Raw genomic sequence first — 26268 nt, forward strand, 5'->3', positions numbered from 1 at the left:
CCATAAATCTATAATTAAACGAGGAAGACAATGAAAACCATCAAAGCCATGTCGCTGGGTCTGATGACCGCAGCATTTGCCCTGAGCACCAGCGCCGCATTCGCCGCGCCGAAAGAGATCGCCGTGATCGTCAAGACGACGAACTCGAACTACTGGCAGAACGTCAAGAAGGGCGCCACCGCCAGCGCGGCCGACGCCAAGGGTTACAGCATGACCTTCCAGGGCCCGGCTTCGGAGTCCGCCATCGCCGACCAGGTCAGCATGGTGGAAAACGCCGTGACGCGCAAAGTGGCCGGCATCGTGCTGGCCGCGTCGGACCCGGACGCGCTGGTGCCGGCCCTGAAAAAAGCGTGGGAAGCGAAGATCCCGGTGGTGCTGATCGATTCGCTGGTGGCCGACAGCGGCAAGCGCTATTACCAGTCGTTCCTGTCGACCGACAATGAAGCGGCCGGCGAGGCCAGCGCCAAGGCCCTGATTTCGCAGGTCGGCAAGACGGGCAAGATCGCCGTGATGTCGTATGTGGCCGGCGCCGGTTCCGAGACGGGCCGCGTGGGCGGCTTCAAGCGCTATATCGAAAAGAACTCGCAGCTGCAGATCGTCGGCACCTACTATTCGCAATCGCAGATGGCGACAGCTTTGAACCAGACCACCGACGTGCTGGCCTCGAATCCTGACCTGAAAGGCATCTTCGGCGCGAATGAACCGACCGCCGTCGGCATGGGCCGCGCGCTTGCGCAGGCGGGCAAGGCTGGCAAAGTGGTCGGCGTGGGCTTCGACGGCAATGAAGACCTGAAAAACTTCGTCAAGGACGGCACGCTGTATGCCACCGCCGTGCAGGGCTCCTACTCGATGGGCGCGCTGGGCGTGAAAACCATCGTCAGCCTGATCGAAGGCAAGAAGGTCGCCCCGTTCGTCAACACCGGCGTGGTGATCGTCACCAAGGCCAATGTCGACCTGCCGGAAGCGAAGAACGTGCTGTATTGATCGTCAGCTGATGTGCAAACGCTGCTTCAGTTCCTGCAGCAGCGTACCGGTCCTGGTGGTCAGCTGGCGCGCCAGCGGCCACGCCAGGAACAGCGGCAGGCCTGGCGTGGCATGGTCAGCCAGCACTTCGACGATGGCGCCGCTGGCCAGATGCTCCTGCACCAGCCACGTCGCCTGCTGCGCGATGCCGAGGCCTGCCAGCATGGCGGCCGTCTGCGCTTCGGCGTCGCCCACGATCAAGCGCGGCGTGACCATGCGCCGCTCGACTCCCTCCTCATTGGCAAACAGCCACGGTGCCGCCGTGCCGTCGCCACGGCCATAGGCGATGCAGTCGTGCCGTTCCAGCGCCGTTATATCTTCCGGCGTGCCGTGCCGCGCCAGGTAGGCGGGTGCCGCGCAGAAGATCAGCCGCTCCTCCCCCAGCTGCATCTTTCCCAGCGCGGCCGGCCAGTGCGTGGGCGCGCCGATGCGCACGGCGATATCGATGCGTTCCTCGAACAGGTCGACAAAGCGGTCGCTGAAATCGACCGACGGCTGCAGCCGCGGATATTTGGCGCACAGGGCGATCAGCGCCGGCATCACGCGCATGCGGCCATACGAGGCCGGCACGCCGATGCGCACCTTGCCCGCCAGCTCGCCTTCCTGCTCGGCCAGCACGCCTTCCGCATCGGACAGTTCCTGCAGCACGCGCTTGCAGGTGGCGTAATAGGCGTGGCCCGCGCTGCTCAGTTTCAATCGCCGCGTGCTGCGCTCGAACAGCGTTACCCCCAGGCGTTCTTCCAGGCGCGCCACGCTCTTGCTCACGGCCGAGCTGGTCAGGTGCAATCGCTCGGCTGCCTTGGTAAAACTGCCGGCGTCGGCGGTGGCCAGGAACGGGGCAATGCCTTTCAGGTGGTCGGACATGATTGCAGAATATTTTTCATGAATAATACGAAATACTATCGCGGATAAGAATTTCTGTCCGTTATATGATGGTTTTTTATACTGGAGCATCTATGGACAAGCACGCATTGATTATCGGCGCCAGCGGCGTTATCGGCAGCAATCTGGCTGCGCACCTGCTGTCGCAGGGCTGGAAGGTGACCGGCGTCTCGCGCGGCCGCACGCCGGTGCCGGCCGGCTGCGCATCGCTGCAGCTCGACGCCACCGATGCCGCGGCCGTCGCCTCCGGCCTGGCCAATATCGGCGCCAGCCATGTGTTCTTCACGGCCTGGGCGCGCCAGGAAAATGAAAAGGACAATATCCGCGTCAACGGCGCCATGGTCGCCAATGTGCTGGCGGCCTTGGGACCGAATGGCGACTTGCGCCACGCCGCGCTGGTGACGGGCCTGAAGCACTACCTGGGACCGTTCGACGCGTATGGCAAGGGTTCGGTACCTGTCACGCCGTTCCGCGAAGAGCAGGGCCGCCAGGATGTCGAGAATTTCTATTACGAGCAGGAAGACCGCCTGTTTGAAGCGGCCGAAAAATACGGCTTCACATGGAGCGTGCACCGTCCGCACACGATTATCGGCTACGCGCTGGGCAACGCCATGAACATGGGCCTGACGCTGGCCGTGTACGCCAGCCTGTGCAAGGCCAGCGGCCAGCCGTTCGTGTTTCCCGGTTCTGCCGCGCAGTGGAATGGCTTGTCCGACATGACCGACGCCGGCCAGATCGCGCGCCAGCTGGCGTGGGCCGCCGAAAGCCCGGCCGCAGCGAACCAGGACTTCAATATCGTCAATGGCGATGTGTTCCGCTGGAAGTGGCTGTGGCCGCGCCTGGCTGCCTACTTCGGCGTCGAAGCGGCCGAACTGCCCGACACCATCTCGCCGCTGGCCGAACGCATGGACGGCGCTGCCGAGCAATGGCGCGCCATCGCCGCGCAGCATAATCTGGTGGAAACCGATGTCAGCCGCCTGGCATCATGGTGGCATACCGACGCCGACCTGGGCCGTCCGATGGAAGTGATGACCGACATGGGCAAGAGCCGCAAGGCGGGGTTCCTCGATTACCAGGATACGCCGGAGGCGTTTTTTGCGTTGTTTGACCGCTTGAAAGCGGAGCGCGTGATTCCGCGTTAAACCCAGGAGCAAGGACTGGGGTCGGACCCTGAGGGTCCGACCCCGGCATCTGCCGTTGGGTTATTTTGCTGGCAGACACCACCACGGCCGCCAACACTGTTGTCGGATTATGCGCCGCGCGCTAATCCGACCCGCATTACTTCATCGTTGGTATGGCCAACCCGTGCGCCTTGCGCTCCTGTCCCCGCTGCCACTCCAGCCCCGGCCGGTCCACGCGGAACTGCAGCAGCCGCCCCTGCACCACTTCCGTCACATATGCGGTGCGCCCGTCCGGGCCGCCGAAGGTGATGTTGCTGGGCTTTGCGCCCGGCACCGTGATCTCGCGCAGCACGGCGCCCTCGGGCGACAGCTTGACCACCGTGCCCTTGCCGTAGCGCGTCACATACAGGTTGCCGTCGACATCGACGCGCATGCCGTCCATGCCGAAGTCGTCAAAGGTCTTCAGCAGGCGCTTGCCGCTCAGGCTGCCGTCCTTTTCGATGGTGTAGGCCCAGAGATTGCGCTGCACGCTTTCATTCACGTACAGCGTCCTGCCGTCAGGGCTGACCTCGATGCCGTTGGCCGTGCCCATGGTGTCGAGCGCCAGCGTGACCGTGCCGTCGGGCGCGATGCGCCACACGCGGCCGGTGTCGTTTTTCCAGTTCGGGTCGCTCGCATACAGCACGTCATCCTGCGTGATGGCGATATCGTTGGGCTGTGTCATGCGCTCGTCGCGCGCGTGGACGGTGACAGCCCGCGTGAGCGGGTCGACCCTGTAAATCGTGTGCTCGATATAGTCGGCCAAATACATCTGGCCACGGCTGCCGAAGCGGATGCCGTTGGCGATGCTGGCGCCGGGCAGGGTGAGGAAGACTTCGCCCTTGCCATCGGGCGTGACCTTGCCGATGGTTTGCTGGCGCGCGAAATTGACGGCGTAGACATTGCCGTCCGCATCGACGGCCGGGCCTTCGATGCCCTTGGTAAACGAGTGCGGCGCCGTCAGCGGCGCGGCCACGAACAGGACATCAGCTGCGGGCGGGCTGGCGCAGGCGCTCAAACTGGCAAGCGGCAGGGCAAGGGCCAGCAGGCGCAAGCAGGGCAGGGCAGAGCTTAAACGGAGCATGGGCAGTCCTCTGTGGCGAAGCTGCGTATGTTACCTGACAACGCTGTCCTGCCGTCAGGGACAAGCAGACGATGCCGTTCAATTGTATGCAGCTGCCGCCATAATCGGCGTACCATGAACGATGGCTTGCTGTCGTGCGGTTCCGTATCGGGCGTGCGCATTCCACACAGGAGGCACCATGCGCTACGAAAACCCTACCACCCACAATGGTTTTGTCATTACCGCCTACGCCAGTGAACTGCCGGAAGGCTGCTGGCAGGGCCAGCTAGTATTGAGCAAGTGCGGATATGACGACGTTTGCGAAGCGAACCTGGAAAACCGCGCTACCCGGCACGAAGCGGAACAATCGGCGCTGGCCATGGGTTGGCAGCTGGCCAATCATGTGATCGCCGTGCGCACGCCGGAGCAAAAATAACGCAATTGCTGCCGTGCTGTCGGGAAAAGAGAGTATCGTGTGCCCGTTAGTCAGAAATATACTGTTTGCAGCAATCGAGCTGACGTGCACGGCGATGCCTGAGTGAGCGCCGGTGGGCGAAGAGTAGTCCCTGAGGTTTGCTCACACAAGCCGAATATCCGCCATCATGCACCGCATTGCGCTTCCGCCCGAATCCGGGCATGCGCCCCCCGCATCATCTTCCGCTGACGCGAGCCTGCATGGCGCGCACGAGCGCGAAATCAAGCTGCTGCGCGAGACCATCAACCAGCTGCTGGTGATGGCGAACATGCAGGTACAGGAAAAGGACAAATCCGAAGCCTTCACTCTGCTGATCGCACAGCTGCGCGAAGCGAACCAGAACCTGGTGCTGGCGACGTTCGGCGCGCAGGACCTGCAAGCTACTGCCGAGGCAGCGTCGCTACGCCAGACCGAGTTTCTCGCCATGCTGGCCCACGAACTGCGCAATCCGCTGCAGCCGCTGGCGATGGCCAATGATTTGCTGGGCAAGAAAGTCGCGCTCGACCCTACGCTGGAACATGTGCATGGCGTGATAGGCCGCCAGGTTGGCCATATGGCGCGCCTGATCGACGATCTGCTCGATGCGTCGCGCGTCAGCAGCGGCAAGATCAACCTGCAACTGCTGCCGGTGCTGCTGAGCGACATCATCGCCAGCGCGGTGGAGGCCAGCGAGCACTCGATCGGCACACGCCAGCAGGTGTTGCGAATGAGTCTGCCGAAAGAACCGCTGGCGATCGAGGCCGATCTGGTGCGCATGACGCAGGTGTTTGCCAACCTGCTTATCAACGCCAGCAAATTCACGCAGGAATTCGGCCATATCGAGATCGTTGCCAAACGCAATGGTGCGGTGGTGGAAATCACCGTCAGCGACGACGGCGCCGGCATCGCCCTCGATACCCAGCCGTTTATCTTTGACTTGTTCACCCAGGGGTACCGTTCGCTGGAGCGGGCCCAGGGTGGCCTGGGCATCGGCCTGTCGCTGGTACGCACTCTGACGCAACTGCATGGTGGTACCGTCGATGTGTTCAGTGCGGGCCTGGGCATGGGCAGCCAGTTCATCCTGAAGCTGCCCATTTCACCGTTACCCATGCCGGGCGCCAGTGTCGTGCCGGAGCCTGCCGACAAGGCCTTGCCGAAGCGTGTACTGCTGATCGAAGACAACGCCGATGCGGCGGAATTGCTGGCCATGCTGCTGGAGCAGGAAGGCCACCAGGTCGACCTGCGCCTCGACGGCCCCAGCGGCCTGCGCGCCGTGCTCGACGCACCGTATGACGTGGTGATCTGCGATATCGGCCTGCCCGGCATGGATGGCTACCAGGTCATCAGCTCGGCGCGCGCAGCCTTGAGCGCGCCCTTGCCATGTTTTATTGCCGCCTCGGGTTACAGCCAGCTGGCCGAGTTCGACCTGGCCGGCGAGGCCGGCTTTGATCATTACCTGGTCAAGCCGATCAATATCGAAGCGCTGTTGAAAATCATTTCGGCACAGGTGCTGCGCTGAAGTGCGCGGTCCGTGCGTTTGTTCAACCTGGTCTCTACACCAAAACTGCAGAAAGAATCGATGATGGCCACAGTCCATGAACAGCGCCAGCGCATGATTCAGCATGCCCTGATGCGCGGCCCGGGTGCGGTGGCAGAGGTCAGTATTTGCCTGTGGCAGCAACTGGCCACGGCCTTGAATCAGATCGTCGGCGAACGCGGAGTGGAATCCATGTACGCACGCAGCCTGCACCAGAGCCAGAAGCAGTTTGCCTGGCTGACCCTGCATGCGCCGCAGCCGCTGGAAATGGCCATGACAGTGCTGCGGGGCGACTTGCAGACACGCCAGGAGACGCTGGTGATGGCAGCCAGTACCGCCATGCTGATGCATTTCATCACCACGCTGATCTTGCTGATAGGCGAACTTTTAACGAATAGCATCCTCCGGCAAGCCTGGGGCGATGAGGTAGTAAATCATGCTGGAACGGAGCCGAACCAATGAACAAAGTGACCATCCAACGCCTGGCTTCTGGTGTGCCCGGCCTGGACGAACTGCTGGGCGGCGGCATACCGGAGTTTTCCTTCAACCTGCTGGCCGGCACGCCCGGCAGCGGCAAGACCACGCTGGCGCACCAGATCATGTTTTCGTTGGCCAACCCCGAGCGCAAGGCCCTGTTCTTCACCGTGCTGGGCGAGCCGCCGCTGAAAATGCTGCGCTACCAGCAGCAGTTTCCGTTTTTCGATGTCGAGAAAATCAACGATTCGATCAAATTCGTCAACCTGTCGGCCGACCTGCTCGATGGCGACTTCGACCGCGTACTGGCGCGCATCGCCGAGGAAGTGGCGGCGTTTTCGCCCAGCCTGGTGTTTGTCGATTCCTTCCGTTCCGTGGTGCAATCGGCGAAGGCCATGAACACGGGCGCGGCCGGCCTGCAGCATTTCGTGCAGCAACTGGGCACGCAGATGACCAGCTGGCTGGCCACTACCTTTTTGATTGGCGAATACCTGGCGCCCGAGGCCGAATCGAGCGCGGTATTTACGGTTGCCGACGGCATCCTGTGGCTGTCGCAGCTGGTGCACCGCGACGCCATGGTGCGCAAGATCCAGGTGGTCAAGATGCGCGGCCAGGCGCAAAGCCTGGGCGTGCATACCTTCCGCATCAACGACGATGGGGTGGAAATCTTTTCGCGCGCGGTGCTGAAAGCGAGCGGCATGGAAGAAGTCAGCATTTCAGGCAACCAGCGCCTGTCGCTGGGCGTGCCCGAGCTCGACGCGATGATGGGCGGCGGCCTGCCTGCCGGCTATTCGCTGCTGCTGGTGGGGCCGTCCGGCTCCGGCAAGACCGTGCTGGCCACGCAGTTCCTGACCGAAGGCGTGAACTGCGGCGAGCCGGGCGTGATCGCCGCGTTTGAAAAAAGTCCGAACCAGTTGCTCAGTTACCAGTTGAACGGCCTGATCCAGTCCGGCCAGGTCGGCGTGATCAACACGCGCACGCTCGATCTGTCGCTTGATGAGATCCTGCATGACCTGATCAGCATGATCACGCGCATGAAGGCCAAGCGCGTGGTGATCGATTCGCTGTCCGGCTTCGAGATGGCGCTGGCGTCGATGTTCCGCGAGGACTTCCGCGAATCGCTGTACCGGCTGGTGGCGGCGCTGACCGACATGGGCGTGTCGGTGCTGATGACGGCCGAGCTGGAAGACCAGTACACGCAGCTGCGCTTCAGCTCCTACGGCAACGCCTTCCTGGCCGACGCCATCGTGATGCAGCGCTATATCGAACTGGACGGCCAGTTCCGGCGCGTGGTATCGGTGGTCAAGGTACGCGGCAGCGGCCACAGCAAGGATATCCGCTTCTACGATATCGACGAGGAAGGCCTGCACGTGGGCGCCACTCTCAGTGCGTATGAGGGCATCCTGTCGGGCCAGCCTTACCGTCCCTGATGGTGCGCGGTTGCTGGCCGGCTGAGTTCAGGCGTATGATGACTGCGTAATGCTTTCGACGTCACCACAAGGAGAGATCATGGACAAACCCGAATTCATCCTGGCCGCCAAGGCCATGGAAACGCTGGAAATGTACCAGACCTTTTATGGCCACGCGCCGGAATACCAGGCGCACCATCAGGAAGTGCTGAAACTGCTGCGCCACAAGGGCGCGTCCCTGCTGGTGTCGGACCACGGCCCGGCCAAGTTCCTGCTGGCGTTTGCCGACGCGCTGGAAGCGTCCAGCCTGCCCGGCGAATACGTACCCCTCAGCCGGCGGCAGAACCTGGCGTAATGCTGCCAGGATCAAGGCACCTGGTCTAACTGCCTGCCACGCCTTCGTTCAGCGACACCCTGGGCAGCCGCACGGTAAACACCGTGCCCGATTCCAGGCTGGACTCGGCGCCGATGGTGCCGCCATGGGCGCTGGCGATTTCGCGCGCAATAAACAAGCCCAGGCCGATGCTGGTGGCGTTCGGCGCCTTGTGATCGTCGGACATGGCCAGCTGCACCAGCGGATCGAAAATGGCTTTCAATGAATCGGACGGAATCTGGCGGCCGAAATTGGTCACCTGCACCACGGCCGTGTCGGCATCGCCGCATGCCGTGATGGTGACGGGTTGATCGTCACTGCGGTATTGCGCGGCGTTATTGAGCAGGTTCGAAAACAGCTGGGCCAGGCGCGGCGCGTCAAAGTCGCCGATCATCTCGCCCGAGGTGCTCAGCTGGAACTTGCATTTCGGGTGGGCAGCGGAGGCGTCGTCCACCGCCTGCTTGCAGATCTCGCCGATATCGCCGAGCGAGGGGGTGACCGGCATGCGGCCACCCAATTGCGTACGGGCAAACTCCAGCAGATCGTTGACCATGGTGGTCATGGTGGCGGCGCTGCGGGCCACGCGTGCACCGATCTGCACCGACGATGACGGGTCCGCGCTGGGCCGGCTCAGCAGCGCGCCGGCCATCGTCATGGTGGTGAGCGGGCTGCGCAGGTCATGGCTGAGAATGGCAAGAAAGGTATTGCGCGTGCGGTCGCTCTGCTGCGAGTAGCGGATGGCCGACTCCTGCAACGCCTGGTCGATCGCTTCATTGAAGCGCAGGATGTCCTGCGTCACCGTTTTCGAGCTGACCGTCACCTGCGCCATCCAGCGCCGCAGCACGCTGGCGCGCATGGCGCGAAACTCCGCCGTCAGTTGCGGCATGGTAAAGCCGATCAGCTGGCGCGACGAGCCGTGCGTGGCGGCCGCCGTTTGCGCGCCTGCCATTTCCGACACGTCGCTGGTCGCTTTCTTCTTGCGCTGCACGGCGCTTTCGATGCCATCCATGTCGATCACGATGGCTTGCAGCATCTGTCTGGCGTGATCGCGCAGATCGGTTTTCGAGATGGCCGCGCCGGGTATCGGCAGGGAACGGGCGAACAGTTCCCATTCTTCCAGGAGCTCCTCCATATGACTGGTAATAAAGCGCGATAGTTTCACTGGAGGCCGATGCGTGGATGGGGGAGGGGCCAGTGTACGCTGTCGAGGCAATCGATGCGGTGCAGGGGACGTGTGGGGTGCGGCTGGGCCTGCTCCATAACTGTACAATCGGCAACATACGGATCGACGATCCACCCCTTACCCGGAGCGTGCCGAGCTTGAAAAATACACTGACAAACTGGTCGCTTGGCGCCCGCGAAGCATTGTCCTGCCTGATGCTGGGCGTGCGCGACACGCGCCATGCGGGGCTGTGGTGGCGTTCCGCGCTGTGGTGCACGGTGGTAGTGGCTGTGTGGCTGGCCCTGTATCTGCATTTCGGCCGCTTTTTTCTGGAGCTGAGCGCGATCCTGGCGATGCTGTCCGTCACTGGCCTGATGGGACTCGGCGTGATGCAGGGCGTGGCGCCGATCGCCACCGGCCCGGCCACCGTCTCGCAAATGAGCAATGTCGCTGGCAGCCTCGGCAGTCTCGGCCAGGCCCTGCTGTCGATCGCCCAGATCGCGCTGGTGCTGCTGGCGCTGGCCACCTTCTTTTATCTTCTCGTGTTCATCGTTGCCTCCATCGGCACGGCCCGCTTGCCGCTGCGCTGGCTGTTCCTGGCCCGCGCGAAGGAGGTGGTGGCGCGCCGCTACGCCTTGTGGCAGGCGCCGGCCGGCCTGGAGCGTACCCGTCCGCGCTGGCTGTGGCGTATGCTGCTGGTGTTGTCGCTGCTGATCCCGATCTGGGCGCTGTGCGTGCTGGTGGTGTGGCTGCTGGCCTGCAATGTGTGGCTTATCTATGGCGCGGCCGCCGAAGGCGTGCTGGACAAGGAACAGCAGCGCGCGCTGCGCCACCAGCAGCGTCCGGCAATCGTTTTCCTGGGACTGCTCCTGTGTTTGCTGATGCTGGTCCCGGTACTCAATCTGTTATTGCCAGCCGTGCTGTGCACCAGCGTCTGCCATCTGCAGCGCCGCAGCTGGCGCAAGGCTGTGCTCGTCAAGGAGTCAACATGAAGGAAATTTTGGGACAGGGAACGCTGGAACGGGCCATAGAAATTGCCGCCCGTGCCCATGCGGGCCAGGCCGACAAGGGCGGCGCGCCCTACATCCTGCATCCCCTGCGCGTGATGCTGCGCGTGGCGCCGGGAGCGCAGCAGATTGTGGCGGTGCTGCATGATGTGGTGGAGGACAGCGACGTCACGTTCGAGGACCTGGAGCGCGAAGGGTTTTCCGCCGAGGTGGTCAAAGGATTGCGCGCGGTGACCAAGGTGGAGGGCGAGTCGTACGAGGATTTCGTCGCGCGCGCGGCGCGCGATCCGGTGGGCAAGGCCGTCAAGCTGGCGGATCTGATGGAGAACAGTGATTTGTCGAGGATAGCCGAGCCGTCGCGGAAGGATCTGGAGCGGGTGGAGAAGTATGGGCGGGCGATTGCGTATTTGATGGCAAGCGCGTAGCGGGAGATCCCGACACATGCTGCTACGGCACCAGCGCGCCTGTCCGCACATGCACCACCGGCTCGCCAGCGCCACGGAATGTGACCTTGCTTACTGCGCCTTCGGCATCGCGCCCGAACTTTGCGGTCCATCACCAACTGTCAGCCTTCGCTGCGGAAATTGCGCGTGTTGCTGTCATCGATCTGGTAAATGCCCAAGTAGACATCCAGCACCTTGGGTGGCGAGCGTGATCGCGGTGCGCTCCTGGAAAGGGTTGCCGGCGGCGATGGCCGCCGCCTTCATCGCCACCATTTCTGCCGCCGCCGTGCGACTGCATCGTCATGCCGCGCAGCTTGCCCACATTCCAGCTGGGCCGGTGTGCCAGGGACGATAGGGAATATAGGGTGGCGATGCGAGCGGGGTGCGATGGGCTTCGATTTTGGCTGGGTGATGGGGAATGGGCTGGCTCGGCTGTGACTGGGGTCAGTCAGCAGCTGGCGCCAGCGATACTGTTGCCGGTGCGCAGATCAAACCCCAGGAGGCAGCGGTATTGATTGGGCGGCTGGCAGATGCACCAGACAGCGCGCTTGCTCCACAGGCATCTGATGTTCAGCGAAAATAGCTGGTTTAACAGCTTGCGCCAGGAATGTCCTTGCCTGCTCTCAGGTCATAACCGAGGAAGCAGCGGTACCCAGTAGCGGGAAGAAACGAGCACCACAGGTTTCCCTTGCTGCGCAAGCGTTCGCCTTGCTCGCCGCTGCACGTGATTTTGGCGTCTGGATAGAGGGAGTCGAAGATATCTTTCGCCGCCGGACCGTTGATTTCGATCGCCAGCTTCCGGTCGCTCTTGCTTGGCGCTTGCTCGTTGCCCAGCTCTCCGGAATAGATCGTGTACTCGGCCTTCAGTGGTTTGGTTCTGGCAGGTTGCATGGGCTGGTCGGCGGCGTGAACTGTGTCGAGCAGGGTGGAGAGGAAGAGAATCGGGAGCAGCGGCTTCATTTTGGTGTTGCCCTTATATCGACGTGGAAGTGATCGTCGTGATTTAACCAGTACTGCACGCGAGGGATATCCTTGTCGTTAAACAGGATTTTCTTGACGGCCGGATGTGAATAAAAAATCTCTATTAGTCTTTTTGTTGCTTGTTGATCGTATTGGCGATCAAATCGCGTGACTGGCAGATGAAGACCATCCGCGCGCAGTGCACGTATATCCATTTGCAAGCCGTCCTTGTGGCTGCTATGTTTGCCGTAGATGACGCCGCCAGCCTGGCTGATATTGCCAACGCCGAATTTCCTCTTCTCCGTGGCTTGCCAGTGACGTTCCACAAAGAAAATTACCGAGAGCAATACAGGGTCAGCATATTGGCCAGCGCCCTCGACTGGCGTGCCGTAGACGTAGTAGCCAGCATCCTCTGGCGCCTGCGGAAGCATGAAATAGCCGCGTTTATCTCTGGGTTGAATTTCCAGCATGCTGGGGTTCCGTCAATATGTATGGAGGTTGGGAGCGGCTGCACTGCCGAATAGCAATCGTGTATGGAGGACCATACCTGAGCTATTTACATTGACACTGAGATTGCGCAGTGATTTTTGGTCCGGACATAGGTATGGCTGCAACCGTGTTGTCATGGCGGACCTGACCCCGGCCTCGGGGGAGTCCTACGAGGACTTCGTGGCGCGCGCGGCGCGCGATCCGGTGGGCAAGGCCGTCAAGCTGGCGGATCTGATGGAGAACAGTGTTTTGTCGAGGATAGCCGAGCCGTCGCAGAAGGATCTGGAGCGGGTGGAGAAGTATGGACGGGCGATCAGGTATCTGATGGCAAATTGAGGGTGAGGCTTCAGCAGCTTGCGCCGGCAATGCTGGCGCCGGTGCGCAGATTGACACCCAGGAAGCAGCGGTAAGTATCGGGTGGCTGGTAAATGCACCAGATCTCGCCCTTGCTGCGCAGGCGTTCGCCCCTGGTGCCGCAGCAGCTGACTTCGCCACCAGCAGCTGAAGACCGCGATTCTCAGCGTGGCAGTTTATACCGTACCAGCAGCGTCGGTCCTTTGCCGCCCGCCGGCGTCAGCAGTATCTCGTCACCCGGCAGCATCTCTTCATACATCACCGTGCAGCAGGTTGGCATCGAGTGGCCGCGCGCCGGATAAACCCCAACGTCGGTGTGCAGGTTCGCAGCGCGTACGTCCACGCTGGCCTTGCCAGCCTTTGCTTCTTCCTGCAGCAGTTTGCGCAGGGCGGTGACGAAGTCGTCTTTGGTGAGCCGGGCAGGGGCCTGGGAGGCTTGCGGGCGGGCGGTTGTGTCGTTTTTCATGGGGTTGCTTTCGGTGTGTATATTTCCGGCACTATACCATTGGCTTCGAATGTTGCTTCATAGTCATCATTGAATTTTATCATCGAAGACTGGAGACAATTTCTGTTTTTGAACTGACAGCTTGATCTGCATGCGACCTTAGCGTTACTGGCATTGCTCATAGTCTTCCTCAATACGAAAGTTGGTCGCAACCAAGGATTCTAAGCATTAGTCAGTCGAAGTTGATTCGATCCTGCGTCACTGTGTTTTCGTGAGCATTACTAACTTTCATCCCCTTAACCATCGATAGATACAGCTCCTGATCCTGAAGGAGCGTCTGATTGAGCATCTTCCGACGCACCAGCGACGAATACAGCGCCGCAGCGTAAGCTTGGCAATTAACAGACCGTTCTGGGTTGAAAGCGATGTCGGTAAATGCTTGGTATTGCAGCACTTCATCTACGTAGTCTATATGCTTATGCAGAGCATTTATGTAGAGCCAGTCGTAGAACGCCGTGCGAGGCTCTAACGGCCATTCCTGCTTGAAAAATACGAATTTCGTCATACGCCCGTTTTGCGTAAGCCTCGGATCGCGCTTGGCCTCTAGGGATGTCGCGCCTAGCAAGTCGGTAAACGGCCCACCTCGTTCAAACACTTTACTCGCTTGATATGCACATTCAACGCTGAACTCTCGTTGGTATTTCAGCGTCCTAATCTTGAGATTGAACGCGCTTAACTGAACGCCAAGGTCCTCCTTGGACTTACTCGAAATCTCAAGGATACGCTGTACCCCGACCGCTTTACGCGTCGCATCGTGCAGGGATTCGACACACTTCTGCGCCTGTGACAGCGCCATGCCCGGGAACCATTCAAAGTCTACCAGCACTGTCGAAACCAGAGCCGGCCCATCAGTTGTCGGGATGAATACGGGACGCTTAGCCATTTATTTCCACTTGTCGAAATCCATCCGTGCAGAGAAATAGACATGATTATGCAAGACTTGCTGCTGCAAGTTCATTGCGGCGTACTTAAGCCTCAGCGCCGCGTCATCAAAGATTATAGCGTCAATATCCTCCAGTTCGACAGGTTCGAGCATCAACACCTCCGCTTGCGGATTTGTTGTATAACGATCTGGTATATTAAGCCCCGCCCGAGGAACGCCGGGAAAGTCATCAAACATTGCTCGAAATGCTTCAGTAGTTTGTCTCAATGGAAGCGGGATGCCGGTGACCTCGTTATGCGCAGCATTGCGAACGCAAAACGCACAGTTCTTCTGCCACAGCACTTCTGCTTTAATTCGAAGCACAACCCACTCTGTCCCGGGATTGTCAGACCGAAGTGGCCAGAAGAGCTTGTAGTTCGGAAAGCTGACAGTCGCACAGATCCCTGTTGTTCGATCAAAGCGTGCTTGGTCGTTGCGAATGGAAACTATACGATTTCTGTCCAACCAGTCGGTCGGTAAGAGCCCATGGTTTAATATCGATTCCAGATTTTCCAATCGTGTGAAGTGGCACAGATAACGAATGTTTCGTGCTGCTACTATCTGTTGAATAGTCATGGACTGTCTCGCTTGTTATTATCATTCCGTATAGGGTCGTAGTTCTTGGTCGACCTATTGCAGCCAATTACTCATTCTTCATCCCCTCCTGATACATTGCGTCTGGCGTCAGCCGTTGAGACAGCGGAACATTCACAATGATCTTCCCAGTATTGGACGATGACGGCATGCCCTTCAAAGACACCCAGTAACAGTAGTGATTGAGAATCATGCTATCGGAGTCGTGGTGCGCCCAGGATTTCACGTCCTCGGGTACCACGAGCACTACCAAGTAACACGGCGCGACAACATTCGAAGCACGCAGGTCATCGTAATTCTTCATTGACAAGGGAAACTTAATGTATTCGCAAGAAATCAAGTCCTGCGAAGTGCACTTCAGCTGAAGATGCATCTGTGGATTACGAAGCCCTCCGTTTTGTCCAAAGCCTTTGCCAGCGATGATCAAATCAAGGCTGCCGTCATCGACACTCCTCGAGCCATGATTGAGTCCAGCCTGAGCAGCCATAGCGTGAACATAGGCGACGTTAAACAATTCTTTCTGGTTGGAAATGTGCATTTCAGTTTAACTCTCAGACTTGGCAAAATCACACCGTAGCTTAAGACCAGTGTGTTGATTAGTCAACTTTGATGCTTACCAACCATTCATCAGTTCATTTGCCAACCACATAGGCAGGATCTATTGATAGGAACACTTCTCGTCCCCCGCGTCCGTGCCGGACGCGGATTCGATGCCCCGCTGTTTCGCCTAGGATAAAAAGTAAGGGCCCCGTCGCTCGCGCTCGGGGGCCCTTAACTTTTTATCCCATGGTGGGACGGCGTCAATCAAACCAAATAAAAAAATGTTATTAAATTCAACGGCTTGAAGTGTTTTAAATGAGTTCAATTATTTAAATACCCCCAAAAATACCCCCACAATCATCGAATAGGGTACGACTTGCTTAGCCGCCGTTAGACTATTCTCACTTTAAATTGCTCTGATGCATCTTATTAGGTATGTTGTAAAATTCACACATAGCAGCGCGCTTTACGCTCCCGAAATCGGTTGGCAACTCATATTGTTCCAAACAGCCTAGCCGTTTTCTAAGAGCAGTTATTTTTTAAAATTCAAAAAAGACAACACTGCCCCCGGCTTTCTATCGGGAGGGCTCACCGGCCGTCCATCGGCTTTGGCTACGCGGAGCGTTGCGAGGTCGATTACTTCACCTGGGGCGTCAAAGTAATTGCTACGTAAGCTACAAAGCTTTTGTATATCGAGAGGGGAAAAGCCCAAATGACGAGGAAGGCTCTCAACCGGCAAAATTCCTTCGTTGACTAAAAGCTCCACAGTACGTCGAAGTAGACGCGGTGACTCAGGAGCCCATTTATCGTCTCCCGGCTCAGCTTTTGATCCCCAGCGGGCAGAGCGGCGCTTAAAGAGCGCCAACTTCTCTTCATCACTCAACAAGCCAAGCGCATGTAAGCGCATCATCATCGCCGCCACAGATGCCCCCCAACGCTGCTTCAATATTAATAAATTATCTAAATTTGTTGGCACCCGAACTTCGCGAGCAAACGTTTCCGCAGGAAGTAACAGAGCACCCGCAAATCGATGCGCCTGCTTCTCCATCTGGTTGTAACGATCTCGCTCATCGGCCCTAGGTATACACCTATGAAGGATGAGATGTCCTATTTCGTGAGCGAGATCGAAGCGACTGCGATAGCCATTTGCTTTATCCGCCGACAGCAAAACAATTGGACGACCTAAAATTTCGCTCCAGCTCGAAAGTCCTTCGATCGCGGATATTTCAGTTTCTTCTCTAGCGACAATAATGCCCGCACTTTCAGCAGCTAGCACGAGATTTTGAATGGGACCACGCCCCAACTGCCAAAGTGCACGGCACTCATCCGCAGCAGCTTCGATATCAGCATCACTAATCTGCTCGGGATCTTTAAATTCGCGTCGTGGTAAATTGACCTTAGGATAGTCAACGTATTCACTGAGAAGAGTGGCGACTTCTTGCACCCATTCTGTACGCGCTTCAAGTTTCGCACGAGCAGCTTTTAGTGCTGAAGCATTACTGCGAAAAAGTGGAGGAGAAACAGCCTGCAACATCGGGCGTGTGAGCCACTCTGCCTGAACATTAAGCACAGTAGCAAGGCGATCAAACGTATGTGCCTCCGGGGCTTGATCCCCTTTGCACCACTTTGTAACCGTCGGCGCTGCCACACCAACGAGACTAGCTAACTGGCCTTTGGTCAGGCCACGAGCCGCAAGCGCCTGTTCGAGGCGTGCGGCTTGAAGATCATTAATTCCTTTAGTCATTTCCTGTTTGCTTCTTGGGTTGCGTCTTGAGTGTAGGCTGAGCTTTATCAATTTGACCAGCAACATCGGCTTGATCGTAAAGGCTTAAGAAATCGGAGATTGTGCTTTTATAGAGCCAAGACTTCATGTCTGGCGCTGGCAATGCCACCATAACTTGCGTCAGCTGGGCAATGCCATTTTCGTCCACGCCATCCATCACTCCAAGGATAAAGATAGTGCCTCCTGTCGGATCGGCCGCGTCAGCAAACATATCGCTCTGAACATACTTGCGCTCGATGTTGTCGTTGAGTTCGGCCAACGACTTACGCGTAGCACTACGCCGCAAACTAAACCACTTATGACCAGGCACATTGAGTCGGACGACGTTAAAGATACCTAATCGCCCTATGACTAATCTCGTCCCCTTGAGCGGGCTGGGTTCAGCCCCTTGTGCATCCAATGCCTCATGGAACGCTTCGTTAATACGGAAGTGTTTAATCTGTCCGGCGGCGGAAGGACGATGACCTTTCGCAAATGCAGCCGACTGAATGCGTCCCGTTTCATCGCCATCGTAGTAGGCATCCTCACATGCCATGAAAACATCCCTTGGAATATGCTCAATGATGAGTTGCTCTAACTCACGAAGACTGCTTGGGGATTTCGCATTCATACGGCACTCTCAGATTATTTCCAGTGAGAGGAATTTTATCACAAAAACTTTCGTGTCTGAGTTGTTTTGCAAAAAAACTGCTCGTCAGACACGCAAAAAAGCGATTAATGCGTTATAGAAGCGTTTTTCCCTATTCTTCACTCAGAAGAGCACTGTTCCCTAATGGATAGGCACGGATCTCCCCACAGCGCAACAGGTGGATCGAGCTATAAAATTTCAGAACTATATCGGTGAGGGGAGAACAGGGAACTGATCTGCCAGGAGCTGCGCCACGGACCTTCCCTTCTGGACAGACCGAACCTCATCAATCGAGGGCATAACTCCGCAGCCAGCAGGCTGCGGAGTTATGCCCTTTTTGTTTAACCGTGGACGGCATTGCCGCTCCCCCCTTTTCCAACCATATTTTTTGAAGGATTCGGCATGTGACCGAACAGTAAGCGTAAAGTCAGCACCGTCTAGACGCTGATCCATGCCCCAGTCATGATCGAAGTTTGGCACAGCATTTGTGCCCACAAATTCTGATTATGGACACAAATTTTCAACCGATCATTCCCAGCAACACGCGCGGTCACTACCGTCAGCCCCCCCCCCCCCCCCCCCCGCTGGAGTTTAAGCGCGCATTGGCGCTGTTGCTGGAGCTAGGTGCTTCGGTTGTGCGTGATGATCGGCCAGCCGGCGGTAAGCGGCCAGCCGGCGACACGACGCCAGCAGCCGTCTGGTTTGCTTATATGCCCGACCGCAAAGGCATGTAGCCGCTTGTCACCGCGCGAATCTGTACCGGTATGGATTGCCAGTGCCATTGCTCCTGCTGAGCACGATGTCGCAACTTGAATAGCATTGCGTATCAGATCTTTTTGCATTCGGTGAGAAGAGTGTTTGATGCCACATTTTCGCCACCGGCACGTGTGATCGTCAGTACCCCATTCGAACCGACATAAGCACCTGACGTCGATATGAGCACGCTGCTGCCACCTGTGATAACGCCCGGTAAACGCTTTATAGCGGCTGCGTCACCGAACACGGCAACGACACGGCAACGGCCATACTGTTCTTCGTTCAACACATTGCTATTGTCGACATACTGGTAAACCATTTTTGATAGACTATCCTACCTGCACTCTTTACACTGACGAATCCAAATCAAGTTGGATAATTCCCTTGAGAGCTAGCCGAACGCGCAAAGGTCAACTAAACGGTAGTTACTGAACTTACCTTTTCAGCGGGCTCAGTTTTTTGAAGCTAATTCACTATGCCAAGCTGCGATCCGAGATGGTTCTTGCAAAGCCGCAGCTAAGGCTAGGTGAACTTCGTGGTGCGGCTCGCTTGCGGTCAAATCTGCCTGCCATTGCTGGATATAGGACAGAATTTCGACTTGGGTGTGACGAGCCTGTGCGCTTTGTAATCGACGCTGCTCCCTACGAATAAGTACGTCCTGATGCTTGGCATATTCCGCCTTGAATTCGCGTGTCCACCGGCTATTCAGGTTAAGCAGCGTGTCTAGTTTTTCTGCCTTTGGCTCATCAGTAATTGTACTGGCAGAACATCGCACGGCAAATTCGGGAAGCACATATGCTATTTGCAACGTTCCGTTGCCCGGACGGAAATAGGGGTGAAACCAATCTGCAAAGCTGCCAGCGGAGTGCACCGGCTTGTCGCCCTTGTTCGGTGCTTCATTGCAGGTGCTGCAAATTAATTGCAGGTTGTCAGCGCATACGCTGAGGAGCGGAAAAGCGCTTTTGATAATCCAGTGGTCAACGTGTGGCGTGTCGCCAAGTGGACCGCCGCAGAGCACGCAAACTTCTCGGGAGTGGGGCGCAGAACTCAGACGGTGGCTACTTCGAAAAGCGCTCACGTAATCGGCGTAGCTAACGCCACCGGCAGCCGTGGGCGTGCCATCGGCCAGATAGGGCAGACCTCCCCTAAACCCCTTTTCGTAAAAGGCTTCCATCAGGGCTTTGAACGCCTTCCAATTCGAATCGGTTGTAATTGGGCGATAGATCGGCCACGGAACCGGAGCAGGTTGAAATTGCGTTGCAACCGCTGCCACAGTCTGCATCCAATTGGCCAAGTTAGCCTTTTGTGCGGGAGCCATGTTCGCCACCATTTGCGCACGGCTCAACAACGATTGGCCACCCTCAATGCGTTGGAGAAAGCCCCACAACCAATTTGCCTCAATTGCGCTAGCGAGCACTGGAGGCTGCAAACCTGGTTGACTGATGTTGACACCAGTTATGGCGGGACTACACAACCACAGAGCAAAACGTTGCATCATGCGTTGACAGGCATCCAACGCAGGCGAGCAGTTGACGCGATGGATGGGTTTAAGCATTTCTGTCCCGCCAAGTGTTCAGCAGTGTACGCAATTCACTGCGATAGAACCCTGATCCCATTCTGGCGATCAAGTGCTCAAGATCGACCACCTCGGCAGGTGTGCCAGTGGCTTGCCGCAGCTTGCCTTCAATGAATTCCTGGGCGCGTTTGCCGATGCTGTCATCGGCACCGAACACCGTCATCATTAATGCGCTCGGATCAGTGGCGAACGTTGGTTCGTCCACACTGCGTACTATCGAGCCTTCAGCAGTCTTTTGCACCATCACAATCTCGTTATTGAAGACATCCGAGAGCACGATGGCCGAGTGAGTGGAGATCAAGACATCATTGGTCGCGTGACCAATGGCATCATCAATGATGTCGACGATCTCGCGCTTCCATTTGTCATTGAAATGAGTCTCCGGTTCATCCAGCAGCAGCAAAGCGTCCTGCTGACCTTGCAGTAAGTGGAATAGCGCCATGCGGCCCAGCACCATTTGCTCACCGTCCGACAGCTCCTCATAGCGCAAGACACCAACGTCGATTGCGCTGATTGCCTCGTCGCGATCAGCTACTGGTGCCCGACGTAAGCGCAACAAAACATCGTCAAACAAGCCTGCCTGTTTCAGTTCAAGTAAGCGGGTGAACAAGTCGAAGGCGCTAGCATCCTTGGCCCCGCCCAACAAGGTCCACAAAGCTTCGCCTTGGCTGGTGCAAGTTTGCAGCTCCTCACGGGCGGCCGACAGGAACGACGGTCCTTGCGCATCGAAAGGCCCCTTCAAATCAAACATTAGGGTGCGGCGAACTTCCACCGGGTGCGGCTCGGCAATAACCTCGCTCGCGCATAGCCACCAATCGTGGGCGGTTTCACAGAGCTTCTGATCCCATTGCGCTGTTTGCAGGCGTGAGCGAAAAGCGACCGAGACTAAGCTATGCCAGCCGCCACGCTCTAGCAGGTTTTGCAGCGCGTTCTTGTTGTCGTCGCGACGAAGCAGTTTGGGCATCGCTGCATCAGCCTCTGTCCGTAGCGGATAGTCTGCCGTTTCAATAAACGCCTGCGGCAGCGCGACTGCCAACAGTGCGCATTTCAGCAGCGTGGCATCCAGCAGCACTGGGCGGCGGAAGTGATCCGTTTCCGCGTTGCTTGAATTTATGGCCAGCCGTGGCGTGCCGTCGCCGACCTGCCGAGCCGCTTGCAGGGCATTTTCCTGGGCAGTGGTCCAACCCGCTGGGCGCTCATCGCTTTGTGTGTCATCACCGCCTTCCAGAAAATCGTCAGCATGCTGATTACGGTTCCACACCGAGCGCCAGGGGCGCAGGTCGCCGGTGGTGTACGCCAGTACCGCCGAAGGCAATGCAATCTGTGGCGGCGAGCTGTCACGCAGCGGCCAACTGCCAGCTGCGATCAAGGGCACGAAGCCCGGGACCATTGGAACATCGCGCTGCCAAAGATGCTCGAAAGTCAGATCAAACATCTGTTGATCTGTATCGTCGGGAAAGGTGTATTTCTCGTGCAACCATAAGCTGGCTTGCTGGCGTTGCCCCGGGCAGTGCAGCAGCAAGGTGCGATGGTTCGGTGTTCCGCGCACGCCCAACTCATACGCCAGGCTGACCGGGAACGCTGGCACACGCAGGTCAGCCAGCGCCAAAAACACCTCAGCCACCGCGCGCAGCAGGTTCGATTTCCCGCTGCCATTCACACCCACCACAAAACGGATTGCGCATTCACGCGCCAGCGGTGAGCCGCTGGCGAAGCACACCTTGATGTCAGAGATCGGTGGATAGTTCTGCAGGTGCAAGTAGCGCAGGCGCATTACACGGCCTCCAGATCGACTTGCTGCGCCTCTACTTTGAGCGCGCTGGCGATGTTTTCTTTAAGGTCGTCGAGTGAGGCGTATTGCTGGCCCTGATCCACCAGGTGGGTGAAGTCCATGCCGTCTTCATCTTCGACCAAAATCACCTGGAACATCCCGCTCGCGCCAGCACGCTCAGAAGTCTCGTAATCCAACTGGACTTCAAAATAATAGCGTTGCGGATCTACGCTGGTCGGCAACGCTTTCCGCAATGTCTGCACATCGGCCATGCGTGTGAACTCTTCCGGGCGCAGAGGGCGAAAGGCCTTAAGGTAGTCGCGCTCGCCGCTGTTCGTGTCTTGCTTGGGCAAGGTGATTTTGGCGATCAAGCCCAGTGCCGCCAATTGGCTGAGAGCGCGACGAATGCGATTGCCCTGGGATTGGCCAAAGGCTTGCAGCCGATCCGTCACGGCTGAGTCATCGCAGAAGCGGGCGAATACCTCCGGGTCTTCCACCAGCAAGGGCTGGCCGCTTTGTTGGCAATACTCGGTGAAGGCCGTCAGCACTTGGCGCTGGAATTCACTGAGCTCGGCGAGCAGCCAGTGGCGCGCTGGGCCCACGGTGAGATCGGCTTGCGCCGTGAGGCTGATTTTGGCGGTGCCGCTAAGCGCGATCTTGGTGCCGCGTTCATGCAATAGGTGGTTGCGAGCTAAGGCTGCTTCAGCTATTTGCCTCGCAGATTTATCCCGCCAAGTCGCCGTTAGCGCCCCAGAAAACGCATCAATACTCAGCTCATTTATTAACTCGTCAAGTAAGCGCTTAGACCTCGCAATGCCGAGTTGAACAACCTGCCACTGCAATAGGAATTCTCGGAATGCCTTTTGTTTCTCTATCGGCGGCACTGGAATCACCATCGCTTTGACCTGATCCGTTGTCAGATTTCGGAATACAGCCCCCACTGCTTGCTGGTCGTTCTTTGCGCGCATAAGATTGAGTGTAAAGGCGACAAATTCGGGCAATAGATCAGCGTTCAAATCGCGTAAGCCTACGAACCCGTCGTGAATGCAGGCATCGTGATTGAGGATGGCAGTCAGTCCTGGGGCACCACTAACTGCCATCACCACAGACTGTGCAGCCATTGGCCGACTTGCCTTGGCGCCTTCGTCCGTCAGCGAATCCGTGGTGGCATTAACCCACAACCCGTCTCGCGTCACATCGGAAACCATCAAACGCGGAACGGGGCCGCCAAAAAGTCTCGGATCGCCTTGTGGCCGTGGCGAGCTGCCGCGAACCAGTTCGGCTACTTGCGAAATCTTGCGAACTTGCCAGCTTCTTTCATTGTTCAGTACGTCCCCGAACAGTGCCCTGTACTGTTCGCGGAGAACGGTGCCCAATGTTTCTTTCGTGGCAACGCGGCTGTGGTCGAAGGCTTCCGCTTGTCGCAGTAAATCAATGATTCGCTGTTGCTCGGGAAGTGTAGGGAGCGGGATCTTTACTCTCGCAAGAAAGTCAGGCGGCACTCGCTGCAAGCCGCCTGTTCCAATAAATGCAGATGCAGCCCGATCACGAAAGGCTTTCTGCCGAATAAAACTGAAAATGTACTCAGGAAGCACGGTCTCGGTCGGACGCAGTACATGAAATTCTGTCGATCCAAAGCCCAAACCATTTTCAAGATTCGATGCAATGGCCGCTTTTCCGTTTTCCATACAAGGCGTGACTTTTGCGAAAAGCACGTCGCGCTCACGGAAACTCGTATAGCCCTTTGCAACTTCAGCAAACGTTCGAGTTTCAGGTTTTATGATGACGCCGCCATACTCATCGACAGCGGACATAGGCACAAAGGTGACAATGGCATCGTCAGTGAGTCGGTCTTCGGAACGTAGCCGAGGGTTGAGCTCGCAAATATCAGTTAAGCGAGCCTGTATCCACGTTTCAGGCAAGCTCATTCCCGCCCCTCCACCATCGCCAGCAGCTTTTCCAAACCTTGGATGATGTCGTGCTCAGTGGTCTTGAGTGTACCGATCAATTCGGCCACGCTCATGTCGCTTTTCAGCTGGGTGAAGTCAAAAGGCTTGTACTGTCCGGCGGACAGGTTCCACTCGCGCGCCTCGATGCAGTCCGGGTCGAGCACGCCGTCCTTGAGCGCGCCTTTCTCGTCGTAGAGCCCCTCGGCCAGCATGGCTTGCACATAAGCCGGGCGCACCAAGCCGTAGGCATCGTGTGAGCCGATAAGCTGGCCATCTGCGCTTTGCCATTCGTCGTTGCGCACCCAGTCGCGCACAGGCACAACCCAGTGCTTGGCCGCTTTGAGGTCGCTTGCCTGATCAATGGCCAGGCTACGCAATGTGACATCGAAGCCGTCGAGTTTGGCGACTTCGCGGGCGACGGCTTCAAGTGCAGCGTTCAGGTCTGCAACCGGTTCATGAATACTGAACTGCACCGTAGGCGCTTGCGTGGCAGCGTGTTTGTGATACGACAGTCCCGCGTTGAGCGCGTCTTTGACCATGTCCTTCCACAGCGGCAGTGCTGGGCCGTCTTCCGCTTCAAAGAAACGCTGTACGTCGCGCGCGGCGCGGTTGAATTCCTGCTGCGGCACTTTGATGGCCTTTTGCCATTCCGCCAGCGCCTTGTCACTGTCCATGTGCTTGACAGCGGTGCCCGCGTCTTTCCACTTCGCCCACACGGGTTGGGTGGAGGCTGCAAAGAACTGAATCACCAAGTTGTAGAGCAGCTGACTGGTGGCGTTGCGCACCTGAATTTCGGCGGCCTTGGGGTCGGCTGGAAGCTCCGGGAACAGCTCGTGGATGCCCCATACGTGACCATCCCACATGCTGGTGTCAGGTAGAGCCGAAAAAGCCTCGCCAGCAGGCGTGAGTTTGTCGGCGGTGTCGCGCAGCAGGGCCTGGCGCCAACGCTCGGCGTGAAAGCTGGGTTGTAGCAGGGTTTTCTCGTTGTGCTGCGCGCCGGTGCGACCGTGCGCAATCCAGGCCTTGAACTTTTCCAGCGAATCCCACAGGTCGTTTTGTTGGCCAGGGCGGGCATTGCGTTTGGCATCTTTCGTGTAGCCGTCTTCATCTACCTCATAGAACCAGACGTGTTCGCTCAGTGGTGCGGCGTTGCTCGGCAGCGTCTGCTTACTGTCGCGGCGCGTGACCTTTCTGAAGATCAGGATGGAGGTCTTGACGCCGGTATAGGGCTGAAAGACACCTCCGGGAAGTGAGATGACGCCTTCTACCACGTGCTCGACAAGCAGCTCACGGCGCAGACGCACGTGGGCATCAGTGTTACCGAACAAAACGCCCTCGGGAATGATCACGGCACAGCGGCCACCAATATCCAGCAGGTCGAGCATCAACCACAGAAAGAGCAACTCGCTCTTGTTGGTGATCGATTCATCCTTCTTCTTTCCGCCACCGCCAACGCGCGGAAACAGGACCGTGTCGGGCTCCAGATCGCCGCTATCGACCGTACCGGTAAAGGGTGGATTGGCGAGCACGAACTGGTAGCTGCCCGGCTCCAATAATTCTTTGAGCTTGGCTTTTCCCTCACGCTTGCTGAGTGAGTCGCCCTGCACCAAGTGTGGATCGGAGACATCGTGTAGCACCAGGTTCATCCAGCCAATGCGTGCCATGGTGCGATCGTTGTCCAGGCCGACAAAGTTGGCACCGTTGTGGATGGCGGCGTATTCCTCTGGCGTCGCGCCAGTGCCATGGATGCGGTGCGGGGTGCCGTCCCATTCCAGTACCAGGTTTTGCTGCGCCGAGTATTTGCGCATCAGGTGTTGCTGGGTGCTGAACAGGAAGCCGCCTGTGCCAGCTGCCGGATCGATCACACGCTGGCCAGGCTCGGGATCAAGCAACTCGACCATGAAGCGGATCAGGTGGCGCGGGGTGCGAAACTGACCGTTTTTGCCAGCCGTGGCCATTTCGCTGAGCAGATATTCAAAGGTATCGCCCATGATGTCCTGGGCGGCTGAGCCTTCACCCGCGCGGGCAAACAGCTCGTCGATTTTGTCAATGGCGTCGCTCAGCACCTTGCCCTTGTTGGGGTCGAGCTGAAAGTAGGCATCGGCCATGCGGTTGTTGAGACTAGCGAGCTCCGTGCCGTCGGCACTGGCACCGGTGAAGTGCTTGTCGAGTTCGCGCAACCAGGGAAACACCACTTCGATCAGGTGAGTGGGGTTGGTTTTGTCCTGACGGATGTAGCTCCACTTGCAGGTTTCGAAACCTGCATAAATAGACGGAAAGCCACGCTGCTGGCGCTTGAGGTCTATGTCTTCCAGGCGTTTGAGAAACAACAGGTAGGTAATTTGCTCGACTGCAACCAAAGGGTTGGTGAGTCCGGCAGCCCAGAAGCGATTCCAGAGTTCGTCGACTTTTTTCTTGATATGAGGGGCAAGCATTCAGTGGTGTCCTTGATGT

25 protein-coding genes are annotated in these 26268 nt (G+C 57.9%); 10 read left to right on the forward strand and 15 right to left on the reverse strand.

From position 1 onward, the window contains the following. Window positions 1-48 precede the first annotated feature (48 nt). On the forward strand, window positions 49-984 hold the full coding sequence (locus RTQ46_RS17330; protein WP_409518350.1) for an ABC transporter substrate-binding protein: 936 nt from the start codon (window positions 49-51) through the stop codon (window positions 982-984). 3 nt (window positions 985-987) lie between these two features. Here the strand turns inward: RTQ46_RS17330 and RTQ46_RS17335 are convergent, their stop codons facing one another. After that, complete coding sequence (locus RTQ46_RS17335) at window positions 988-1887, reverse strand: LysR family transcriptional regulator (protein ID WP_312438472.1); 900 nt, start codon at window positions 1885-1887, stop codon at window positions 988-990. A gap of 92 nt (window positions 1888-1979) precedes the next feature. On the opposite strand from RTQ46_RS17335, the gene RTQ46_RS17340 reads away from it, so the two are divergent. Further along, window positions 1980-3047: an SDR family oxidoreductase gene (locus RTQ46_RS17340; RefSeq protein ID WP_312438474.1), complete on the forward strand. Its 1068-nt coding sequence runs from the start codon at window positions 1980-1982 to the stop codon at window positions 3045-3047. Between the two features lie 136 nt (window positions 3048-3183). Here the strand turns inward: RTQ46_RS17340 and RTQ46_RS17345 are convergent, their stop codons facing one another. Continuing rightward, window positions 3184-4149, reverse strand: a complete 966-nt coding sequence (locus RTQ46_RS17345; RefSeq protein WP_312438476.1) for an SMP-30/gluconolactonase/LRE family protein — start codon at window positions 4147-4149, stop codon at window positions 3184-3186. A 178-nt stretch (window positions 4150-4327) separates the two neighbouring features. Here RTQ46_RS17345 and RTQ46_RS17350 point away from each other — a divergent pair, with 178 nt between their 5' ends. The 5 genes from RTQ46_RS17350 to RTQ46_RS17370 all read left to right on the forward strand — a co-directional run bounded on the left by RTQ46_RS17350 (window position 4328) and on the right by RTQ46_RS17370 (window position 8357). After that, window positions 4328-4564, forward strand: coding sequence for a hypothetical protein (locus RTQ46_RS17350; protein WP_312438477.1), 237 nt, complete (start codon window positions 4328-4330; stop codon window positions 4562-4564). 166 nt (window positions 4565-4730) lie between these two features. Next, entirely contained in the window at window positions 4731-6101 is a 1371-nt protein-coding gene (locus tag RTQ46_RS17355) for a hybrid sensor histidine kinase/response regulator (RefSeq protein WP_312438479.1), read from the forward strand. 12 nt (window positions 6102-6113) lie between these two features. After that, window positions 6114-6581: a hypothetical protein gene (locus RTQ46_RS17360; protein WP_312438481.1), complete on the forward strand. Its 468-nt coding sequence runs from the start codon at window positions 6114-6116 to the stop codon at window positions 6579-6581. Next, window positions 6578-8023 carry an ATPase domain-containing protein gene (locus tag RTQ46_RS17365; protein WP_312438482.1) on the forward strand — a complete coding sequence of 482 codons (1446 nt, stop codon included), beginning with the start codon at window positions 6578-6580 and terminating at the stop codon, window positions 8021-8023. The genes RTQ46_RS17360 and RTQ46_RS17365 overlap by 4 nt, the downstream gene beginning before the upstream one ends. Window positions 8024-8102: 79 nt before the next feature. Continuing rightward, entirely contained in the window at window positions 8103-8357 is a 255-nt protein-coding gene (locus RTQ46_RS17370) for a hypothetical protein (protein ID WP_312438484.1), read from the forward strand. 25 nt (window positions 8358-8382) lie between these two features. On the opposite strand, the gene RTQ46_RS17375 is transcribed toward RTQ46_RS17370, so the two are convergent. Next, on the reverse strand, window positions 8383-9537 hold the full coding sequence (locus RTQ46_RS17375) for a HAMP domain-containing sensor histidine kinase (RefSeq protein WP_312438486.1): 1155 nt from the start codon (window positions 9535-9537) through the stop codon (window positions 8383-8385). A gap of 158 nt (window positions 9538-9695) precedes the next feature. Between RTQ46_RS17375 and RTQ46_RS17380 the strand changes: the two genes are divergently transcribed. Both RTQ46_RS17380 and RTQ46_RS17385 read left to right on the forward strand, forming a co-directional pair. Further along, a complete protein-coding gene (locus RTQ46_RS17380) occupies window positions 9696-10529 on the forward strand; it encodes a hypothetical protein (RefSeq protein WP_312438488.1) in 834 nt (277 codons plus the stop codon). After that, the gene (locus RTQ46_RS17385) at window positions 10526-10969 is read left to right on the forward strand and encodes an HD domain-containing protein (protein ID WP_312438490.1); all 444 of its coding nucleotides are present in this window, start codon (window positions 10526-10528) and stop codon (window positions 10967-10969) included. The genes RTQ46_RS17380 and RTQ46_RS17385 overlap by 4 nt, the downstream gene beginning before the upstream one ends. 606 nt (window positions 10970-11575) lie before the next feature. Here the strand turns inward: RTQ46_RS17385 and RTQ46_RS17390 are convergent. Continuing rightward, entirely contained in the window at window positions 11576-11947 is a 372-nt protein-coding gene (locus RTQ46_RS17390; protein WP_312438491.1) for a hypothetical protein, read from the reverse strand. Beyond that, window positions 11944-12417, reverse strand: a complete 474-nt coding sequence (locus tag RTQ46_RS17395; RefSeq protein ID WP_312438493.1) for a hypothetical protein — start codon at window positions 12415-12417, stop codon at window positions 11944-11946. Before RTQ46_RS17395 ends, RTQ46_RS17390 begins: the two co-directional genes overlap by 4 nt. Window positions 12418-12571: 154 nt before the next feature. Here RTQ46_RS17395 and RTQ46_RS17400 point away from each other — a divergent pair, with 154 nt between their 5' ends. After that, on the forward strand, window positions 12572-12772 hold the full coding sequence (locus tag RTQ46_RS17400) for a hypothetical protein (RefSeq protein ID WP_312438494.1): 201 nt from the start codon (window positions 12572-12574) through the stop codon (window positions 12770-12772). 181 nt (window positions 12773-12953) lie between these two features. Here RTQ46_RS17400 and RTQ46_RS17405 read toward each other — a convergent pair whose 3' ends face one another. The 10 genes from RTQ46_RS17405 to RTQ46_RS17450 form a co-directional block, all read right to left on the reverse strand. After that, complete coding sequence (locus RTQ46_RS17405) at window positions 12954-13256, reverse strand: HNH endonuclease (RefSeq protein WP_312438496.1); 303 nt, start codon at window positions 13254-13256, stop codon at window positions 12954-12956. Window positions 13257-13467: 211 nt separating this feature from the next. After that, a complete protein-coding gene (locus RTQ46_RS17410) occupies window positions 13468-14178 on the reverse strand; it encodes a DUF6977 family protein (protein ID WP_312438498.1) in 711 nt (236 codons plus the stop codon). After that, complete coding sequence (locus tag RTQ46_RS17415) at window positions 14179-14793, reverse strand: DarT ssDNA thymidine ADP-ribosyltransferase family protein (RefSeq protein WP_312438500.1); 615 nt, start codon at window positions 14791-14793, stop codon at window positions 14179-14181. Window positions 14794-14860: 67 nt separating this feature from the next. Further along, the gene (locus RTQ46_RS17420; protein WP_312438501.1) at window positions 14861-15349 is read right to left on the reverse strand and encodes a DUF4365 domain-containing protein; all 489 of its coding nucleotides are present in this window, start codon (window positions 15347-15349) and stop codon (window positions 14861-14863) included. 534 nt (window positions 15350-15883) lie between these two features. Beyond that, window positions 15884-17095, reverse strand: a complete 1212-nt coding sequence (locus tag RTQ46_RS17425; RefSeq protein WP_312438503.1) for an XRE family transcriptional regulator — start codon at window positions 17093-17095, stop codon at window positions 15884-15886. Further along, the gene (locus tag RTQ46_RS17430; protein WP_312438504.1) at window positions 17088-17744 is read right to left on the reverse strand and encodes a hypothetical protein; all 657 of its coding nucleotides are present in this window, start codon (window positions 17742-17744) and stop codon (window positions 17088-17090) included. The genes RTQ46_RS17425 and RTQ46_RS17430 overlap by 8 nt, the downstream gene beginning before the upstream one ends. A 1225-nt stretch (window positions 17745-18969) precedes the next feature. Then, window positions 18970-20073: an HNH endonuclease gene (locus tag RTQ46_RS17435; protein ID WP_312438506.1), complete on the reverse strand. Its 1104-nt coding sequence runs from the start codon at window positions 20071-20073 to the stop codon at window positions 18970-18972. Next, on the reverse strand, window positions 20066-21868 hold the full coding sequence (locus RTQ46_RS17440; protein WP_312438507.1) for an AAA family ATPase: 1803 nt from the start codon (window positions 21866-21868) through the stop codon (window positions 20066-20068). The genes RTQ46_RS17435 and RTQ46_RS17440 overlap by 8 nt, the downstream gene beginning before the upstream one ends. Next, complete coding sequence (locus RTQ46_RS17445) at window positions 21868-23793, reverse strand: restriction endonuclease subunit S (protein WP_312438509.1); 1926 nt, start codon at window positions 23791-23793, stop codon at window positions 21868-21870. Before RTQ46_RS17445 ends, RTQ46_RS17440 begins: the two co-directional genes overlap by 1 nt. Beyond that, window positions 23790-26249 (reverse strand): class I SAM-dependent DNA methyltransferase, encoded by a 2460-nt coding sequence (locus tag RTQ46_RS17450; protein ID WP_312438511.1) that lies wholly within the window; start codon window positions 26247-26249, stop codon window positions 23790-23792. Before RTQ46_RS17450 ends, RTQ46_RS17445 begins: the two co-directional genes overlap by 4 nt. Between the last annotated feature and the right edge of the window lie 19 nt (window positions 26250-26268).

Origin of the sequence: Janthinobacterium sp., from assembly GCF_031995485.1 — a bacterium.
Classification (GTDB): domain Bacteria; phylum Pseudomonadota; class Gammaproteobacteria; order Burkholderiales; family Burkholderiaceae_D; genus Janthinobacterium.

Excerpts from the sequence above, each read along its gene's own strand:
- RTQ46_RS17350 (WP_312438477.1), top strand. The coding sequence starts at position 4,328 with ATGCGCTACGAAAACCCTACCACCCACAATGGTTTTGTCATTACCGCC.
- RTQ46_RS17395 (WP_312438493.1), bottom strand. The coding sequence starts at position 12,417 with ATGCTGGAAATTCAACCCAGAGATAAACGCGGCTATTTCATGCTTCCG.
- RTQ46_RS17390 (WP_312438491.1), bottom strand. The coding sequence starts at position 11,947 with ATGAAGCCGCTGCTCCCGATTCTCTTCCTCTCCACCCTGCTCGACACA.
- RTQ46_RS17415 (WP_312438500.1), bottom strand. The coding sequence starts at position 14,793 with ATGACTATTCAACAGATAGTAGCAGCACGAAACATTCGTTATCTGTGC.
- RTQ46_RS17405 (WP_312438496.1), bottom strand. The coding sequence starts at position 13,256 with ATGAAAAACGACACAACCGCCCGCCCGCAAGCCTCCCAGGCCCCTGCC.
- RTQ46_RS17410 (WP_312438498.1), bottom strand. The coding sequence starts at position 14,178 with ATGGCTAAGCGTCCCGTATTCATCCCGACAACTGATGGGCCGGCTCTG.
- RTQ46_RS17335 (WP_312438472.1), bottom strand. The coding sequence starts at position 1,887 with ATGTCCGACCACCTGAAAGGCATTGCCCCGTTCCTGGCCACCGCCGAC.
- RTQ46_RS17425 (WP_312438503.1), bottom strand. The coding sequence starts at position 17,095 with ATGACTAAAGGAATTAATGATCTTCAAGCCGCACGCCTCGAACAGGCG.
- RTQ46_RS17365 (WP_312438482.1), top strand. The coding sequence starts at position 6,578 with ATGAACAAAGTGACCATCCAACGCCTGGCTTCTGGTGTGCCCGGCCTG.
- RTQ46_RS17345 (WP_312438476.1), bottom strand. The coding sequence starts at position 4,149 with ATGCTCCGTTTAAGCTCTGCCCTGCCCTGCTTGCGCCTGCTGGCCCTT.
- RTQ46_RS17420 (WP_312438501.1), bottom strand. The coding sequence starts at position 15,349 with ATGCACATTTCCAACCAGAAAGAATTGTTTAACGTCGCCTATGTTCAC.
- RTQ46_RS17435 (WP_312438506.1), bottom strand. The coding sequence starts at position 20,073 with ATGCTTAAACCCATCCATCGCGTCAACTGCTCGCCTGCGTTGGATGCC.
- RTQ46_RS17430 (WP_312438504.1), bottom strand. The coding sequence starts at position 17,744 with ATGAATGCGAAATCCCCAAGCAGTCTTCGTGAGTTAGAGCAACTCATC.
- RTQ46_RS17370 (WP_312438484.1), top strand. The coding sequence starts at position 8,103 with ATGGACAAACCCGAATTCATCCTGGCCGCCAAGGCCATGGAAACGCTG.
- RTQ46_RS17340 (WP_312438474.1), top strand. The coding sequence starts at position 1,980 with ATGGACAAGCACGCATTGATTATCGGCGCCAGCGGCGTTATCGGCAGC.
- RTQ46_RS17400 (WP_312438494.1), top strand. The coding sequence starts at position 12,572 with ATGGCGGACCTGACCCCGGCCTCGGGGGAGTCCTACGAGGACTTCGTG.
- RTQ46_RS17330 (WP_409518350.1), top strand. The coding sequence starts at position 49 with ATGTCGCTGGGTCTGATGACCGCAGCATTTGCCCTGAGCACCAGCGCC.
- RTQ46_RS17450 (WP_312438511.1), bottom strand. The coding sequence starts at position 26,249 with ATGCTTGCCCCTCATATCAAGAAAAAAGTCGACGAACTCTGGAATCGC.
- RTQ46_RS17355 (WP_312438479.1), top strand. The coding sequence starts at position 4,731 with ATGCACCGCATTGCGCTTCCGCCCGAATCCGGGCATGCGCCCCCCGCA.
- RTQ46_RS17440 (WP_312438507.1), bottom strand. The coding sequence starts at position 21,868 with ATGCGCCTGCGCTACTTGCACCTGCAGAACTATCCACCGATCTCTGAC.
- RTQ46_RS17385 (WP_312438490.1), top strand. The coding sequence starts at position 10,526 with ATGAAGGAAATTTTGGGACAGGGAACGCTGGAACGGGCCATAGAAATT.
- RTQ46_RS17445 (WP_312438509.1), bottom strand. The coding sequence starts at position 23,793 with ATGAGCTTGCCTGAAACGTGGATACAGGCTCGCTTAACTGATATTTGC.